Origin of the sequence: Thalassotalea euphylliae, from assembly GCF_042682785.1 — a bacterium.
Lineage (GTDB): Bacteria > Pseudomonadota > Gammaproteobacteria > Enterobacterales > Alteromonadaceae > Thalassotalea_F > Thalassotalea_F euphylliae.
The window spans coordinates 1-15271 of the sequence record NZ_JBHUIB010000003.1 but is presented as its reverse complement, the minus strand read 5'-3'; the positions used below and the strand labels follow the sequence as shown (position 1 = coordinate 15271).

The following is a 15271-nucleotide window of genomic DNA, read 5'->3' as shown; positions in this document are numbered from 1 at the left end:
TACTCTAATTGCAATCTTTTACAGGAAAGTTAACGCCAGTTTACCGTGTTAACTTCAACAATAGCAAAGCGAATTTACGGTGATAATGGTTGTCGCTGAAATTCTGAACAGCCGCACTCTGGACAATCAATCACCGTTGATAAATGTGAGATAGTTTGCTCGTATCCACATTGCTTACATTGCAGTAATCCAAAGCCAATTATATCACCACTTTTGTATTGCCCCTGATGTGCTAAGTCATCAGGAAGTTCAGCCCATTCCACTTGTGATTTATCGGCCGCCTTTGCCACATTGTCCCAGAAAGTTTCATTGAGCACGCCAAGATATACCGAATGGGCAGACTGTTTCTGCCAATTGCTGATAAAGTCATTAAGATCGTATGTAAAATTACTGATGAACTGGCTAACGCGCTCGTGAGGCAACGCTTCGGCCGCTGCTGCATAGGCCTTTGCTTGCTCTACCACTTCGACGAGCTCTGTGATTTCATGTTTTTTTACGCCTTCTAACCAGTCAGAAAGATCGTGATAAATAACATCGAGTTGCGACTTTTCCTGCATATGACCTCCGAGTGTTATTGCCTCTTAGTTCTAGTATAGCAACCCGTGAAAAAATGCATTTGCTCGACGCGCTACGAATGTTTGGGCAAAGCCCGCCAAGACACTTGTTGTTACAAGGGCAGATAAGGTATTCTATGCGCAATTTTATTTGCTCGATGAAAGCCTCTCCTTCTTATATTTAGGCCTTTCACTATTTTGTACTGAGAATTTGTTGATGGAATCCACCTACAATCCCCAAGCTATTGAGTCTGAAGTCCAAAAGTTCTGGACTGAAAACAAAACCTTCGAAGCTAAAGAACAACCTGGTAAAGAAAAGTTTTACTGTTTGTCGATGTTCCCATACCCAAGCGGTCGCTTGCACATGGGCCACGTTCGTAACTACAGCCTGGGTGATGTGATTTCTCGCTACCAACGCATGCAAGGTAAGAACGTTATGCAGCCTATGGGTTGGGATTCTTTCGGTTTACCTGCTGAAAATGCGGCAATCAAAAACAACTCTGCGCCAGCAAAATGGACGTACCAAAATATTGATTACATGAAAGGTCAGTTGAAGTCTTTAGGCTTTGGTTACGACTGGGACAGAGAATTAGCCACTTGTACTAAAGAGTACTACCGTTGGGAGCAATGGTTCTTTACTAAGCTTTTTGAAAAAGGCCTAGTTTACAAGAAGATGGCGACGGTTAACTGGGATCCGGTTGACCAAACCGTACTTGCAAACGAGCAAGTGATTGACGGTCGTGGTTGGCGCTCAGGTGCACTAATCGAGAAGAAAGAAATTCCACAGTGGTTCATCAAAATCACTGATTACGCTGAAGAGCTATTAAACGACTTAGACCAGCTTGAAGGTTGGCCTGAGCAAGTGAAGACCATGCAGAAAAACTGGATTGGTCGCTCTGAGGGTGTAGAAATGACGTTTGCGGTAGCAGGCTCTGAAGAGAGCTTTGATATCTACACGACACGTCCAGATACGTTAATGGGTGTGACTTACGTGGCGCTTGCTGCGGACCATCCGTTGTCAGTAAAAGCATCTGAAAACAATGCAGAATTGGCTGCGTTTATTAAAGATTGCAAAGCCGAAGGTGCAACGGAAGCTGATATGGCCAACATCGAGAAAAAAGGTGTTGATACTGGTCTTAAAGCTATTCATCCACTAACAGGCGAAGAAGTACCTGTATGGGCAGCAAACTTCGTATTAATGGACTACGGCACAGGTGCCGTTATGTCTGTACCTGGCCATGACCAACGTGACTTTGAATTTGCGACGAAATACGGTTTAGACATCAAGCAAGTTATCGAAGGCACAGACGAAGATGACATCAGCGTTGCTGCGATCACTGAAAAAGGTAAGCTAATTAACTCTGGCGAGTTTGATGGCTTAAACTTCAAAAAAGCGTTCAAAGCGATTGCTTGGAAACTTTCTCAAGAAGGGAAAGGCCAAATTAAGGTGAACTACCGCTTACGCGATTGGGGTGTTTCACGCCAGCGTTACTGGGGTGCACCAATTCCAATGATTAACCTAGCAAACGGTGAGTCAGTACCAGTACCTGAAGACCAACTACCTGTTGAGTTACCAGAAGACGTGGTAATGAACGGTGTAACGTCGCCTATTAAAGACGATCCTGAGTGGGCGAAGACCACTTACAACGGTGAAGAAGCGTTCCGTGAAACCGATACGTTCGATACCTTCATGGAATCATCTTGGTACTACGCACGTTACTGTTCACCGTCTGATGACAGCCAAATGCTAGACCCAGAAAAAGCAAATTACTGGCTACCAGTTGATCAATACATTGGTGGTATTGAGCACGCAATTCTTCACTTATTGTACGCGCGCTTCTTCCACAAATTACTACGTGATGTAGGCCTTGTAGATTCTGACGAGCCATTTAAGAGCTTGTTATGTCAAGGTATGGTGCTAGCTGACACATACTACCGTGAAGGCGCAAATGGCAGCCAAGAATGGATTTCTCCAACTGACGTAGACGTTGAACGTAACGAGAAAGGTCAAGTTGTTAAAGCCGTTAGTAAGCTTGATGGTGAACCGGTGATTTCTGCAGGCATGAGCAAGATGTCTAAGTCGAAAAACAATGGTATCGACCCGCAAGAAGTTATTGACCAATACGGCGCTGATACCGTTCGTCTATTCATCATGTTCACCTCACCACCAGAGCAAACACTTGAATGGTCTGATTCTGGCGTTGAAGGTGCACACCGTTTCTTAAAACGAGTTTGGAAATTAGCGAACGATTTCACACAAGCTGGTGAAGCGCCGTCACTAGAAGGTTTGACGTTAAGTTCTGAGCAGAAGAAATTGCGTCGTGAAGTTCACAAAACAATTGCTAAAGTGTCAGACGATATTGGTCGTCGTAATACCTTCAACACGGCAATCGCGTCGATTATGGAATTGATGAACCATTTATCGAAAGCGAGCATGGAATCTGCAGAAGACAAAGCTGTGTTAGCAGAGGCAATCAATGCTGTAGTATTAATGCTAACGCCTATCGCACCGCATATGTGTCATCAGTTATGGAAAGACTTAGGCAATGCAGGTAACGTTGAAGACGCGTTGTGGCCGGCAGTAGATGAGTCTGCACTTGTTGAAGACGAGAAACTGATTATCGTGCAAGTTAACGGTAAGCTCCGCGCTAAAATTACTGTAGCGGCTGACGCAAGTCAGGAGTCCGTTGAAGCAATGGGTATGTCGGAAGAAAACGTGTCTAAATTCGTTGACGGCAAAACAGTGCGCAAGGTTATCTACGTGCCGGGTAAACTGTTAAACATCGTTGCTAACTAATCAGCGTTTTTAGTCGATAGGAAATAAAAGGAAGCTCATGGTGTCAGTTTTAAAGAAAATCACACAAGTCGCTATCACTGCATGTTTATCACTATCCATGTTAGTTGGTTGTGGCTTTCAATTACGTGGTGATTTTTTATTGGCACCAGAACTTCAAACGCTATACGTGAGCTCTGTCGATAAGCACGGCGAGCTTACGCGTATTGTGAAACAGCACTTAAAGCTTAACGACGTTAACATTGTGGCTGTTCCTAAGGCAGAATTACCTGAATTACGTATTCTTAAAGACGAACTAAATCGTCGCACGTTAAGTGTATTTCCAAACGGCCAAGTGGCCGAGTACGAAATTATTTATACTGTGAAATACCAATTGCGACTGGCGAACCAAAATGCACAAGAATTTAGTTTCGACTTGTATCGCGATTACCAAGATGACCCTAACAGAGCACTTGCGAAAAGCCGTGAGTTAGCGTTATTACTTGGCGAAATGCGAAAAGTAGCTGCAGATCGCATTTTACGTAACATGGCGACAATACAGATTGATTCGTAGTAATGCGCATTTACCACAATCAACTTGTTAATCAACTCAACCAGCCTTTACCACCGTTTGTTCTTGTTTTTGGTGATGAGCCTTGGCAAAAGAACGACAGCCTTGCCCAAATAAAATCCGCAGCACTTCATCAAGGTTTTGATGAACTCATTCGGTTTGCGATAGACGATAAATTTGATTGGTCAGAATTGCTCAGCGAATACAATGCGATGAGCTTATTTGCGGCTCGCCGTGTTATAGAACTTGAGTTCCTTTCAAGTAAACTAAATGACAAGGCGCAAAAAGCCATTGCAGAGATTGTCGAGCAACCTAATCCAGATACGGTATTACTTTTCCATGGTGATAAGTTAGACGGCGCAACAACCAACCGAAAATGGTTTAAAAGCCTAAACAACCTCGGCTTTTATGTCGCGATTTATGATTTAGACAGCAAAGGTATGAGCCTCTGGCTAAGTAAGCAGCTACGTCATTATCAATTGACGTTAGACAGACAATCTCAGAATCTATTGACGACACTGTTTGAAGGCAATGTTTTAGCACTTGATCAAGAATTACAGAAGCTTTCTATACTTTACGGCAATCAACCTATTGATGCCGACACGATTGAGTCACTAGTTATCAATCAAGCGAAATTTAACCCTTTTGGTTTGATTGATAGCATGCTTAGTGGCAAGACCGCAAAATGCATAGCTATGCTCAGCCAAATGGAGCAAGAAGGCACGCCCGTCGCTAAACTTATTTTCTTTATCAACAAAGAGCTTCAACTGTTAAAGCAACTGTTCAGCAATGTCGCTGGCGGCATGCCAAGCGACGCGGCTATTAAAGACGCTAAAATATGGGATAAACGCAAACCTCTTTACATGAATGCGTTACAACACTCTTCGATCGACAATGTCTACTCGGCGCTCGACCGAATAGCGGCTGTTGATTTTGTCAGTAAAACCTCAAGTGACTTTAATAGTTTCCAACTGCTAGCTGACGTCTGTTTGTCGCTGTTTCATGCCGACCAGTTGCAACCGTTCAGCCTTGACTATGAAAGCCAATAAGAGCTCAGACATTCAAGGGCCTTTAAAGCAGCATATCAAAGTAATTTTTGGTGGCACCTTTGACCCTTTCCATTTAGGCCATTTACGCATAGCGCAGCATATTATTGACTGGCTATCGCTTGATAAGATTACACTCTTGCCAGCCAATATTCCGCCACATAAAGCGGCGGCAAAAGTCAGCGCACAAGATAGATTGGCTATGCTGACCGAACTGGCATGTGAATATCCAGCGTTCAACATCGATGCAAGAGAATTAGCACGAGATAAACCCTCATATACTGTTGATACTTTGCAAGAACTTGAAATAGATGAGCCAGATACGCAACTTTCGCTACTCATCGGCATGGACTCACTGCTTAACTTTGAGAAATGGGTACAATGGCAAGATATAATTAACCGAGTGAACTTGCTAGTTTGCACACGCCCAGGTTATGACAGCAACAATATTAAGGCCGCACTGAATACAAAACTGCGCAACCGTTTGGTAACGTTAGATGAAGCTGATTTTCACGCTGCTGGCCAAATAGTGTTGGCACCGCCAATACAGCAAGATATTTCATCGACTCAGTTACGGGCACTACTCAGCTCAAGCGAAAGCCATTCAACCGCAAAATCGATGTTACCAAACACAGTTTGGTCTTATATCTGCACAAACAGCTTATACCGTTAAGAATATTCGTGTTCTCTTACATTCTGGCAGTTAACGACTACATTATTTAGTGGTAGACTATTTACGTTCAATCAAATAAAAGGAAAAAACGTTGCAAAGTGAAGCTCTAACGGCTTTCGTATCCGATAAAATCGACGATTTAAAAGGTCGAGATATCATTACTCTCGATATCCAAGAAAAGTCTAATTTCGCAGACTACATGGTCATTGCATCTGGTAACTCTAACCGTCACGTCAAATCAATCGCACAACATGTTTCCATGGAATGCCGCGCCGAAGGCGTTGAACCATTGGGCATTGAAGGTAATGATGTTGGCGAGTGGTCATTAGTTGACTTAGGTAGTGTTGTTGTTCACATCATGACTGATGAACAGCGCGACAAATACCAACTAGAACAACTTTGGGAATAAGCGAGATCTTTGGTCCTATACAATGCGCTTAACCTTATATGCTGTTGGCAACAAAATGCCCAATTGGGTCACACAAGGCTTTCAAGAGTATGCGAGGCGATTTCCTCGCGATCTAAGTTTCGATTTAGTCGAAATTCCGCCAGGTAAGCGCGGCAAAAATGCCGATATAGCGCGCATTCTTGATAAAGAAGGCGAACAAATGCTTGCTGCCATCCCTAAGGGTAATCGTATTGTGACACTAGAAGTGACAGGTAAGCCATGGGATACACCACAGCTTGCTAATCAGCTTGAGCGATGGCAATTAGACGGTCGTGACGTGGCATTGCTTGTTGGCGGCCCAGAAGGTTTAGCACCTGCATGCATCAGAGCATCTGAACAAAAATGGTCTTTAAGCCCATTAACACTGCCCCACCCTATGGTACGTGTTTTAATTGCTGAGAGCCTCTATCGCGCTTGGAGCGTGAATACTAATCACCCGTATCATCGAGAATAATCAATAATGGCTCCTCGTAAGCGCGTATCCATTCGAAACCATACCGCTGAAGCAAATCTTTTTGCTCGAAGAGCATTCATCGCCTTTATTGGTGTTGTTATCATGTTATTGATTTTATTCAATAACGCCTACAACATTCAGGTTGACTCATACCAGCAATACCAAACCCGGTCTAACTCTAACCGTATAAAGTTGCTGCCTGTTGCTCCCAATAGGGGCCAAATTTACGACCGAAATGGCGTATTGCTCGCAGAGAACCGCCCAGTATATAGCTTAGAAATTATTCCAGAAGATGTAGAAGATCTGGAATTTACTATTGCCGAAATCAGTGAACTGCTGAGTATATCTGAAGAGAAACAAGCTAAGTTTTTCAAAGCGATTAAAGGTAAACGTCGGTTCAAACCGGTCGAGCTTTTATCTCGATTGAGTGAGCAACAAGTAGCCCTTTTTTCTGTTAATCAGCACAAGTTTCCTGGCGTATTTGTTGATGCACGACTAAAACGCTACTACCCCTTTGGTGATTTAACGACACACAACCTCGGCTATGTTGCCCGAATTAACCGCAAAGATGCCAACAAGTTAGAGGCAGAGGGGAAATCAGAAAATTACGCAGCAACGCGTGAGATTGGCAAATTAGGTTTAGAGAGATATTACGAAGAGACGCTTCATGGCACCATTGGCCACCAAGAGGTAGAAGTTAACAACCAAGGCCGAGTTATTCGCACCCTTAATTTTACTCCGCCAACGCCGGGTAAAGATATTACGTTAACATTAGATATCGAATTACAAATGATCGCCAAGCGCGCACTCGCTGGCAAGCGCGGCTCAGTTGTCGCCATTGACCCGCGCGATGGCGGTATACTCGCCATGTACTCTAACCCTAGTTATGACGGTAACTTGTTCGTTCATGGCATCAGCTCAAAAAATTATCGCAAACTGCTTGATTCAAAAGACTTACCGCTTATTAACCGATCTGTGCAAGGCTATCCCCCCGCCTCTACAGTTAAACCATTTCTGGCACTCCTCGGCTTAGAAGAAGGGGTGATTACACCGGAAACTCGCATATGGGATCCAGGTTGGTATCAATTAAAAGGTATTGATCATAAGTATCGTGACTGGAAGCGTTGGGGGCATGGCTGGGTAGACTTAACAAAAGCCATTGAACAATCATGTAATGTCTATTTTTATGATCTCGCATACAAACTAGGGATCACAAAAATCAGTGACATGATGGACAAGTTTGGTTTTGGCGAACATACCGGTATCGATATTCATGAAGAAAGTCGCGGTATATTGCCAAGTGTCGGTTGGAAACGTGCTCGCTTCAATCAACCTTGGTATACCGGCGAGACTATTTCTGTGGGTATCGGCCAAAGCTATTGGAGTGTAACGCCGCTTCAATTAGCACAGGCGACGTCTATCTTGGTCAACAAAGGTGAAATACGCACACCTCATTTTGTTAAAGCCATGTCGCAAACTACCTATAGTCAGGGCGAAGAAAATAGCACGGTAAAAGTGACTCCTGAAGCCTATGAAGTTGAAGAGCGACCGCCAATCCAGTTAAAGAACCCTGAACACTGGAAGTTGGTATTAGATACGATGCACAGTACCGTCCAAAGAGAAGGTGCTACAGGGCACAATGCGTTTAAAGGTCATCAATATGATGCCGCTGGTAAAACCGGCTCCGCACAAGTAGCTCGTATTGCCCAAGATGAAAAATACGATGCAGAAAAGGTACAAGAACGAAAACGTGATAACGCAATGTTTATTGCTTTTGCCCCCTATGACAAACCCGAGATTGTTGTCTCTGTCGCTATCGAAAATGTAGCTACTGGCGGCGGTGCAACCAATGCCGCGCCGGTCGCTCGACAAATTATGGACCAGTATTTCGGCAACCGTGTGGTGGTAAGTAGTTATATACCTAGCGAACACCCCGCTCACGATGAACACTATTCTGAAACAGAACACCAAGCAGGAACGGAGTAATGCGCAGTACCGGCCAAGACCAGCAAAAGAAAAAAGATATTTGGCAAATACTCCACTTAGATTTACCGCTTTTAATAGGCATTTTATGTCTAATGGTGTTGGGGCTTTTTGTGGTTTACAGCGCAGGTGGGCAGGACCAAGCCCTTGTCATTAGACAAGGAATTCGTCTCGGTGTCGCGCTAGTGGTGATGTTTATTGTTGCGCAAATCCCTCCGACCGTTTACCTAAAATGGGCAGTCCCCGTTTTTGTCATTGGCCTGCTGATGTTGGTAGCGGTATTGCTGGTAGGCACTGTTGGTAAAGGCGCTCAGCGCTGGTTAAACCTCGGGTTTATGCAATTTCAACCTTCTGAAATAATGAAGTTAATAGTACCTATCACGGTCGCTTGGTTTATTAGCCAACACGATTTGCCTGCCAAGCTAAGTAATATCTTAATCGCTTTTGTTATTGTCTTGATACCAACCCTGTTAATTGCCAAACAACCTGACTTAGGTACTTCACTACTTATTGCTAGTTCCGGCATTTTCGTCATTTTCTTAGCGGGTGCGAGTTGGAAGCTTATTGGTACTTGTGTTGGCCTTGCCTCTGCATTTACGCCAATTTTCTGGATGTTCTTGATGAAGGATTATCAAAAGCAACGGGTTCTAACATTCCTAAACCCTGAGCAGGATCCATTAGGCAGCGGTTACCATATAATCCAATCGAAAATAGCGATTGGCTCTGGTGGCCTCCACGGTAAAGGCTGGTTGCAAGGCACACAGTCGCAGCTTGAATTTTTACCGGAGCGACATACCGATTTTATCTTTTCTGTTTTCAGTGAAGAGTTTGGCTTAATAGGCGTTGTGCTTTTACTGTTGGTTTATTTAGGTATTGTCATGCGCGGCCTCTGGATTGCGATTAACGCACAACAAGCCTTTACTAAGTTACTTGCTGGCAGCCTTACACTAACCTTTTTCGTTTATGTGTTTGTCAACATAGGGATGGTGTCAGGTTTACTTCCTGTAGTTGGTGTTCCTCTTCCTTTGGTTAGCTATGGTGGCACATCCATGGTGACATTGATGGCCGGCTTTGGCATCCTAATGGCCATTAGTACACATCGCCGATTCTTAGCCTAAGAAAAATAATGATGAACCGACTTCGCTCAGCGCTATATGTTTCTACAGCCATTTTGCTAGTCGGCTGTAGTATGCAGTCAGGCCGATACCAACAAACGCATGACAGCACACCTTCTCGTCTACCGTCAGCATCAGAACTTCGTGACGCAACACCACGTTTTGAACCAAAGAGCCGGGGTGGCAACAAACACTACACTGTGAGAGGAAAATATTACGAGGTAATGGATAATGCAGTAGGTTTTACAGAAACCGGCATCGCATCTTGGTATGGGAATAAGTTTCACGGACATTTAACGTCAAATGGTGAAATTTATGACATGTACGGCATGAGTGCAGCTCACAAGCATTTACCATTGCCAACGTATGTCAAAGTGACGAACTTGGCGAACCAACAGTCGGTGATTGTACGCGTCAATGACAGGGGGCCTTTCCATCAAAGTCGTGTTATCGATTTATCCTACAGTGCGGCGTACAAAATTGGCATGTTAAAAACTGGCACAGCGAACGTAAAAATTGAAGCAATAACAAAACCCATTGTAAAACCTGTTATTGAACCTCAAGTAATAGCATCTTCAGAGCCTAATATAACTAGACCTTTGACCACTACGGAACAAGACAACAACATCTTTATTCAAGTGTTCGCTACACGAAATAAAGTAGTGGCGCAAAACACAGCAGCAGCTCTTTCTAGTCTATACCAACAAAACGTCATTTTTCCGGAAGAAAATGGCATCTATCGCGTCAAGATGGGACCATTTGAAGAAAGCTTCGACACTTCAGAACTTGTCGCCAGTTTGCGACGTTCTGGCTATGAATCTGCGTACCGTCGCAAAATATTACAATAACACCGCAAATACCCTGCTCTGCCCATAGAAAATAGCCATCAGAGTGATATACTGTTTCGCAATTTTGTCTGTTGTGGCCACTATTTCCTGCGGCTACAGTCTTACTCACGAAACAATGTTGAAGGAATACTATGTCATTTAGATTAGCTAACTCTCTGGCTAAATCGCGCAAAAAGCTATTGCTGTTCATCGGCGCGGTAGCTTTATCTTCATCTGCGACAGCTCAATCTATAAAAGTTACCCCTAGCGCACCAGAAATTAATGCGCGTGGCTTTATTCTGATGGACTATACAACCGGTAAAGTCATCGCTGAAGGTAATGCTGATGAGCGTTTAGAGCCGGCAAGTTTAACCAAGATGATGACCAGTTATATCATCGGCCGTGAATTGCAAGAAGGTAATATTTCAAATGACGATATGGTTACCATTAGTGAGAATGCATGGGCGAAGAACTTTCCTGATTCTTCAAAAATGTTTATCGAAGTCGGCACTGAAGTCAGCGTTAAAGACCTAAACCTCGGCATGATTGTCGCCTCAGGTAACGATGCTTGTGTAGCGCTTGCTGAGCATGTTGCAGGCAGCGAAGATGCATTCGCTGATTTAATGAATGCACATGCTGAGCAGCTTGGCATGTTAGACAGCTACTTTGAAAATAGCCACGGTCTTCACAGTAAAGATCACTACACAACAGCTCGTGACATGGCGAAACTAGCAGTAGCGCTTATTCGCGATGTACCTGAAGAATATGAGCTGTATGACCAACGTCAATACACGTACAACAACATTAAACAGTACAACCGCAACAGCTTATTGTGGGACAAAAGTTTAGATGTTGATGGCATTAAAACAGGTTACCACTCGAAAGCAGGTTACAGCCTAGTCACATCAGCAACGAAAGGCGATATGCGATTAGTTACTGTTGTTATGGGCACTGACAGCGAGCGAGCGCGTAAAGTTGAAAGTAAAAAGCTACTTAACTACGGATTCCGTTTTTTCGAGACTATTACACCGTATCAAGCAGGTGAGAAATTCGTGAGTGACCGAGTGTGGATGGGCGATATCAAGCAAGTTGATCTTGGCATTTTGATGAGCACACCAATTACGATTCCTCGTGGTCAAAAGAAAAATATCGAAGCTAATTTTGAATTGAAGAAGCAACTTGTTGCCCCGCTTGCTAAAGGCGAAGAAGTTGGCACTCTTTTCTTGACACTAAACGGCGAAGATATCGCGCAATACCCACTTGTGACACTTCAGGAAGTAAACGAAGGCAGTATGTTTAGCCGTTTGATGGACTATGTAAAACTACAATTTGCAAATTAATGGCAGATACAGTTTTTCTTAACGGCGACTTCATTGCCAAAGATTCAGCAAAAGTCTCGGTCCTTGACCGAGGCTTTTTATTTGGTGACGCCATTTATGAAGTCATTCCCGTCTACGCCAGTTCCTTATTTAGACTAGACCAACACCTCGATAGACTTGAATACTGTTTAGCGCAGATAAAGCTCCACAATCCCTTCAGTCGCGCTGAGTGGCAAAGCTTGATGCAACAGATTATCGACAAAAATGGTGGCGGCCACCTTTCGATTTACCTTCAAGTGACAAGAGGTGCTGATCCAGAGCGAAATCACGTCAGTGAGCACTCAACACAACCGACAGTGCTTATTATGCCAATGCCTCTTTCGACCAGCGTAGCGGAATTATCTCCCATAAAAGTTGCTCTTATTGAGGATTTCCGTTGGCAACATTGCGACATCAAAACAACATCGTTGCTAGGGAACATCCTATTGCGCAATCAAGCCGCCCAAGCAGGCTTTGACGAAGCTATTTTGTGTCGCGACAACATAATTACCGAAGCAAGCTCCAGTAACGTTTTCATGGTAAAACAAGGTGTTATCTATACCCCTCCTAAAAGCCACCACATTTTGGCAGGCATAACGCGCGATCTTATTGTTGAATTAGCAGAAAATGCCTCCATAAAGGTCACTCAGAAAGAGTTTACTGCCCAAGACCTGTTAAGTGCCGACGAAGTATGGCTAAGCAGTTCATCACGCGAAATTAGCCCTGTTGTCACAATTGATGATAAAATGGTGAACCAAGGCGGTATTGGGCCAGTATCAAAGGCTATTCATCAGCACTTTCAGCAGTTCAAAAACTCCCTGCTGAGTGCTTAATCAAAGAGATTAAACATGCAGACCAAATTCGACGAATTATTAGAGTTTCCTACGGTATTAAACTTCAGAGTGATGGGCGTTGCCTGTGATGAATTGCCAGACCTTATCGTCGCCGAATTGCAAAAAACGACGCCAGGCGACTATTCTCCAAAAATTAAGCCGAGCGCAAAAGGTAACTACTGGTCTGTTTCAGTGGCTGTTCGCGTAACCAGTAAAGACCATATTGAAACCATCTACCAGTCGTTAAACAAAATCGAGCAAGTAAGATATATCCTGTAGGTAAAACCACGATTTTTGTACGGTGTATTGGTACTTATCTTAAGATATAATCAACAAATCGAATTTTGTGAGAAAATACATTGAATAACTCGTTGATTGTTCGACAACTCGGTAACATGGATTATGAAACTGTGTGGCACGCCATGCAGTCATTTACCGATAATCGTGATGACAGTATTACTGACGAATTATGGCTAGTTGAACACCCCTCTGTATTTACCCAAGGCCAAGCAGGTAAAGAAGAGCATTTGTTGATGCCAGGAGACATTCCTGTAGTAAAAGTGGACCGCGGTGGGCAAGTAACCTATCACGGGCCAGGACAACAAGTTATCTACTTTTTAATAAACCTACGCCGTCGAAAAATGGGGGTTCGTCAATTAGTGACGCTAATAGAGACCGGTATCGTCGATATGCTAAACCAATTCGGTATAAAAGCATATCCCAAGGCTGACGCTCCTGGTGTGTATGTCGATGACAAAAAAGTAGCATCGCTTGGCTTACGTGTTCGTAAAGGATGCTCATTTCACGGCTTAGCGCTCAATGTTAATATGGACCTAGCGCCGTTCCTGCGGATTAATCCTTGTGGGTATGCTGGCTTAGAAATGATTCAGACCAAAGATATTGGTGGACCAGAAACTGTTGAACAGGCGGGCAATGCACTAGTTCAGCAAATGATTAAACTGTTTGATGCGACCGATGTTGCATACCAATCAGGCTTGGAAATTGATTAATGACTGTTAAATCTTCAAAAATTGCACCAGGAACTAAACTGCGTGACGCAGAAAAAATGGCGCACATCCCAATTAAAGTTGTCGCCTCTGAACGCGAAACCATGTTGCGCAAGCCTGAATGGCTTCGTATCAAGCTTCCGCGGACTACAGAGAAAATTGATCAAGTTAAAGCGGGTTTGAGAAAACATGGCCTTCACTCTGTATGTGAAGAGGCTTCATGCCCAAATTTATCTGAGTGCTTTAATCATGGTACCGCTACGTTCATGATCCTTGGCGATATTTGTACGCGTCGTTGCCCTTTCTGTGATGTCGGCCATGGTCGTCCACTGAAGCCTGATGCAGAAGAGCCAAAGAAATTAGCACTTACGCTTAAAGATATGGCATTGAAATATGTTGTAATTACATCGGTGGATCGTGACGATTTACGTGACGGTGGCGCAAGTCAATTCGCAGAGTGTATTAAAGAAATAGATGAACACGCTCCACATACAAAAGTTGAAATCTTAGTGCCTGATTTTAGAGGCCGCATGGATCGCGCGCTTGAAATTTTAAATGAGCACCCTCCTCATGTATTTAACCACAACATGGAAACGGCGCCTCGCCTTTACACGAAAGCTCGCCCAGGAGCTAACTACCAGTGGTCGCTCGATTTGTTAAAGAAATTTGGTGAAGCTAATCCTGATGTACCGACAAAATCAGGTTTAATGGTTGGTCTAGGTGAAACAAACGAAGAAATTCTTGAGGTAATGCGCGATTTGCGTGCGCATGGCGTTACCATGCTGACCATTGGTCAATACTTGCAGCCAAGTAAACACCACTTACCAGTAGAGCGTTACGTTCATCCTGATGAGTTTAAAATGTTCCATGACGAAGCGATGAAAATGGGGTTCGCACATGCTGCTTGTGGCCCATTGGTTCGTTCTAGCTACCATGCAGACAAGCAAGCTGCGGGTGAAGAAGTTAGCTAAGGATTAATACTATAGCAAGCACGGCATTAAGGCAGACGCCATATGTCAGTGCTTGCCCTATCTATCACGCTGTAGCCTATCACGCAGTAGCGTCGATTTACCTCTCCCATCAACAACCACTCTCTTAGGGCCTGCATCTACGATTTGAAGCTAAACTGGCCTTAGATGACATATTGACCTACCTTTCACCTTTCAAGCCTTAAAAGAGCGTTTATAAAGGCTCATTTTTCAAATTAGTATATCAATAGGCTCCCTTCTTACGAGGAACATCTGTCAGCCAATATAAATATAACTCAGTCATGCTCAAAACCTCCCCTTCTACCAATTCTCTAACGTCAATGTATATCTCGGTGTCGATGCAAGTTATTGGGACTGGGATAATCATTACGGCAGAGACATTATCGGAGACGCTATGACACCCACACTGACCATCAATGACACTCTCTTTGGTGTCGATGTCTTTTATCGAATAGGTATTGGGGTAACCTATGTCGATGCAATTAAGTGGCACAACCGTGATTTAGTTGACAATTGGCTCTTCGAGAATAAAGCTGAATTTGGCATCTCCCCTCTACAACATCACACGATAAAACTCGCAGTGAACCATTACTCGAATGCAGGGCTAAACCAATATAACGATGGAACGAATTTGTTGTAT

15 protein-coding genes and 1 pseudogene are annotated in these 15271 nt (G+C 43.7%); 15 read left to right on the top strand and 1 reads right to left on the bottom strand.

From position 1 onward, the window contains the following. Positions 1 to 74 precede the first annotated feature (74 nt). Positions 75 to 557 (bottom strand): zinc ribbon-containing protein, encoded by a 483-nt coding sequence (locus ACFSJY_RS07225; RefSeq protein ID WP_386032755.1) that lies wholly within the window; start codon positions 555 to 557, stop codon positions 75 to 77. 214 nt (positions 558 to 771) lie between these two features. Between ACFSJY_RS07225 and leuS the strand changes: the two genes are divergently transcribed. The 15 genes and pseudogenes from leuS to ACFSJY_RS07150 form a co-directional block, all read left to right on the top strand. Continuing rightward, the gene (gene leuS / locus ACFSJY_RS07220) at positions 772 to 3351 is read left to right on the top strand and encodes a leucine--tRNA ligase (RefSeq protein ID WP_386032753.1); all 2580 of its coding nucleotides are present in this window, start codon (positions 772 to 774) and stop codon (positions 3349 to 3351) included. A 37-nt stretch (positions 3352 to 3388) separates the two neighbouring features. After that, on the top strand, positions 3389 to 3901 hold the full coding sequence (locus tag ACFSJY_RS07215) for an LPS-assembly lipoprotein LptE (RefSeq protein ID WP_386032751.1): 513 nt from the start codon (positions 3389 to 3391) through the stop codon (positions 3899 to 3901). A 2-nt stretch (positions 3902 to 3903) separates the two neighbouring features. Then, positions 3904 to 4947: a DNA polymerase III subunit delta gene (gene holA / locus ACFSJY_RS07210; protein WP_386032749.1), complete on the top strand. Its 1044-nt coding sequence runs from the start codon at positions 3904 to 3906 to the stop codon at positions 4945 to 4947. Further along, complete coding sequence (gene nadD / locus ACFSJY_RS07205; RefSeq protein ID WP_386032747.1) at positions 4934 to 5617, top strand: nicotinate-nucleotide adenylyltransferase; 684 nt, start codon at positions 4934 to 4936, stop codon at positions 5615 to 5617. Before holA ends, nadD begins: the two co-directional genes overlap by 14 nt. Before the next feature lie 91 nt (positions 5618 to 5708). Next, positions 5709 to 6026, top strand: a complete 318-nt coding sequence (rsfS, locus tag ACFSJY_RS07200) for a ribosome silencing factor (RefSeq protein ID WP_386032745.1) — start codon at positions 5709 to 5711, stop codon at positions 6024 to 6026. Between the two features lie 22 nt (positions 6027 to 6048). After that, positions 6049 to 6519 (top strand): 23S rRNA (pseudouridine(1915)-N(3))-methyltransferase RlmH, encoded by a 471-nt coding sequence (gene rlmH, locus ACFSJY_RS07195; RefSeq protein ID WP_386032743.1) that lies wholly within the window; start codon positions 6049 to 6051, stop codon positions 6517 to 6519. A gap of 6 nt (positions 6520 to 6525) precedes the next feature. Further along, positions 6526 to 8505 carry a penicillin-binding protein 2 gene (mrdA, locus tag ACFSJY_RS07190; protein WP_386032741.1) on the top strand — a complete coding sequence of 660 codons (1980 nt, stop codon included), beginning with the start codon at positions 6526 to 6528 and terminating at the stop codon, positions 8503 to 8505. Next, positions 8505 to 9620: a rod shape-determining protein RodA gene (rodA, locus tag ACFSJY_RS07185; protein ID WP_386032739.1), complete on the top strand. Its 1116-nt coding sequence runs from the start codon at positions 8505 to 8507 to the stop codon at positions 9618 to 9620. The genes mrdA and rodA overlap by 1 nt, the downstream gene beginning before the upstream one ends. A gap of 8 nt (positions 9621 to 9628) precedes the next feature. Further along, the gene (locus tag ACFSJY_RS07180; RefSeq protein ID WP_386032737.1) at positions 9629 to 10465 is read left to right on the top strand and encodes a septal ring lytic transglycosylase RlpA family protein; all 837 of its coding nucleotides are present in this window, start codon (positions 9629 to 9631) and stop codon (positions 10463 to 10465) included. A 131-nt stretch (positions 10466 to 10596) separates the two neighbouring features. Then, a complete protein-coding gene (locus ACFSJY_RS07175; RefSeq protein ID WP_386032735.1) occupies positions 10597 to 11784 on the top strand; it encodes a serine hydrolase in 1188 nt (395 codons plus the stop codon). Beyond that, positions 11784 to 12635 (top strand): D-amino acid aminotransferase, encoded by an 852-nt coding sequence (locus tag ACFSJY_RS07170; RefSeq protein ID WP_386032733.1) that lies wholly within the window; start codon positions 11784 to 11786, stop codon positions 12633 to 12635. Before ACFSJY_RS07175 ends, ACFSJY_RS07170 begins: the two co-directional genes overlap by 1 nt. Positions 12636 to 12650: 15 nt before the next feature. Then, on the top strand, positions 12651 to 12914 hold the full coding sequence (gene ybeD / locus ACFSJY_RS07165) for a DUF493 family protein YbeD (protein ID WP_386032731.1): 264 nt from the start codon (positions 12651 to 12653) through the stop codon (positions 12912 to 12914). Between the two features lie 80 nt (positions 12915 to 12994). Further along, entirely contained in the window at positions 12995 to 13645 is a 651-nt protein-coding gene (gene lipB / locus ACFSJY_RS07160; RefSeq protein WP_386032729.1) for a lipoyl(octanoyl) transferase LipB, read from the top strand. Next, positions 13645 to 14613, top strand: a complete 969-nt coding sequence (lipA, locus tag ACFSJY_RS07155) for a lipoyl synthase (protein WP_386032727.1) — start codon at positions 13645 to 13647, stop codon at positions 14611 to 14613. The genes lipB and lipA overlap by 1 nt, the downstream gene beginning before the upstream one ends. 331 nt (positions 14614 to 14944) lie before the next feature. After that, positions 14945 to 15271: pseudogene (locus ACFSJY_RS07150) on the top strand (acyloxyacyl hydrolase); the annotation flags it as partial.

What these genes read in the sequence shown, in the direction of transcription:
- nadD (WP_386032747.1), top strand. Translation starts at nt 4,934, where the DNA reads ATGAAAGCCAATAAGAGCTCAGACATTCAAGGGCCTTTAAAGCAGCAT.
- ACFSJY_RS07175 (WP_386032735.1), top strand. Translation starts at nt 10,597, where the DNA reads ATGTCATTTAGATTAGCTAACTCTCTGGCTAAATCGCGCAAAAAGCTA.
- leuS (WP_386032753.1), top strand. Translation starts at nt 772, where the DNA reads ATGGAATCCACCTACAATCCCCAAGCTATTGAGTCTGAAGTCCAAAAG.
- mrdA (WP_386032741.1), top strand. Translation starts at nt 6,526, where the DNA reads ATGGCTCCTCGTAAGCGCGTATCCATTCGAAACCATACCGCTGAAGCA.
- rlmH (WP_386032743.1), top strand. Translation starts at nt 6,049, where the DNA reads ATGCGCTTAACCTTATATGCTGTTGGCAACAAAATGCCCAATTGGGTC.
- holA (WP_386032749.1), top strand. Translation starts at nt 3,904, where the DNA reads ATGCGCATTTACCACAATCAACTTGTTAATCAACTCAACCAGCCTTTA.
- rodA (WP_386032739.1), top strand. Translation starts at nt 8,505, where the DNA reads ATGCGCAGTACCGGCCAAGACCAGCAAAAGAAAAAAGATATTTGGCAA.
- ACFSJY_RS07225 (WP_386032755.1), bottom strand. Translation starts at nt 557, where the DNA reads ATGCAGGAAAAGTCGCAACTCGATGTTATTTATCACGATCTTTCTGAC.
- ACFSJY_RS07170 (WP_386032733.1), top strand. Translation starts at nt 11,784, where the DNA reads ATGGCAGATACAGTTTTTCTTAACGGCGACTTCATTGCCAAAGATTCA.
- ACFSJY_RS07180 (WP_386032737.1), top strand. Translation starts at nt 9,629, where the DNA reads ATGATGAACCGACTTCGCTCAGCGCTATATGTTTCTACAGCCATTTTG.
- ACFSJY_RS07215 (WP_386032751.1), top strand. Translation starts at nt 3,389, where the DNA reads ATGGTGTCAGTTTTAAAGAAAATCACACAAGTCGCTATCACTGCATGT.
- lipA (WP_386032727.1), top strand. Translation starts at nt 13,645, where the DNA reads ATGACTGTTAAATCTTCAAAAATTGCACCAGGAACTAAACTGCGTGAC.
- ybeD (WP_386032731.1), top strand. Translation starts at nt 12,651, where the DNA reads ATGCAGACCAAATTCGACGAATTATTAGAGTTTCCTACGGTATTAAAC.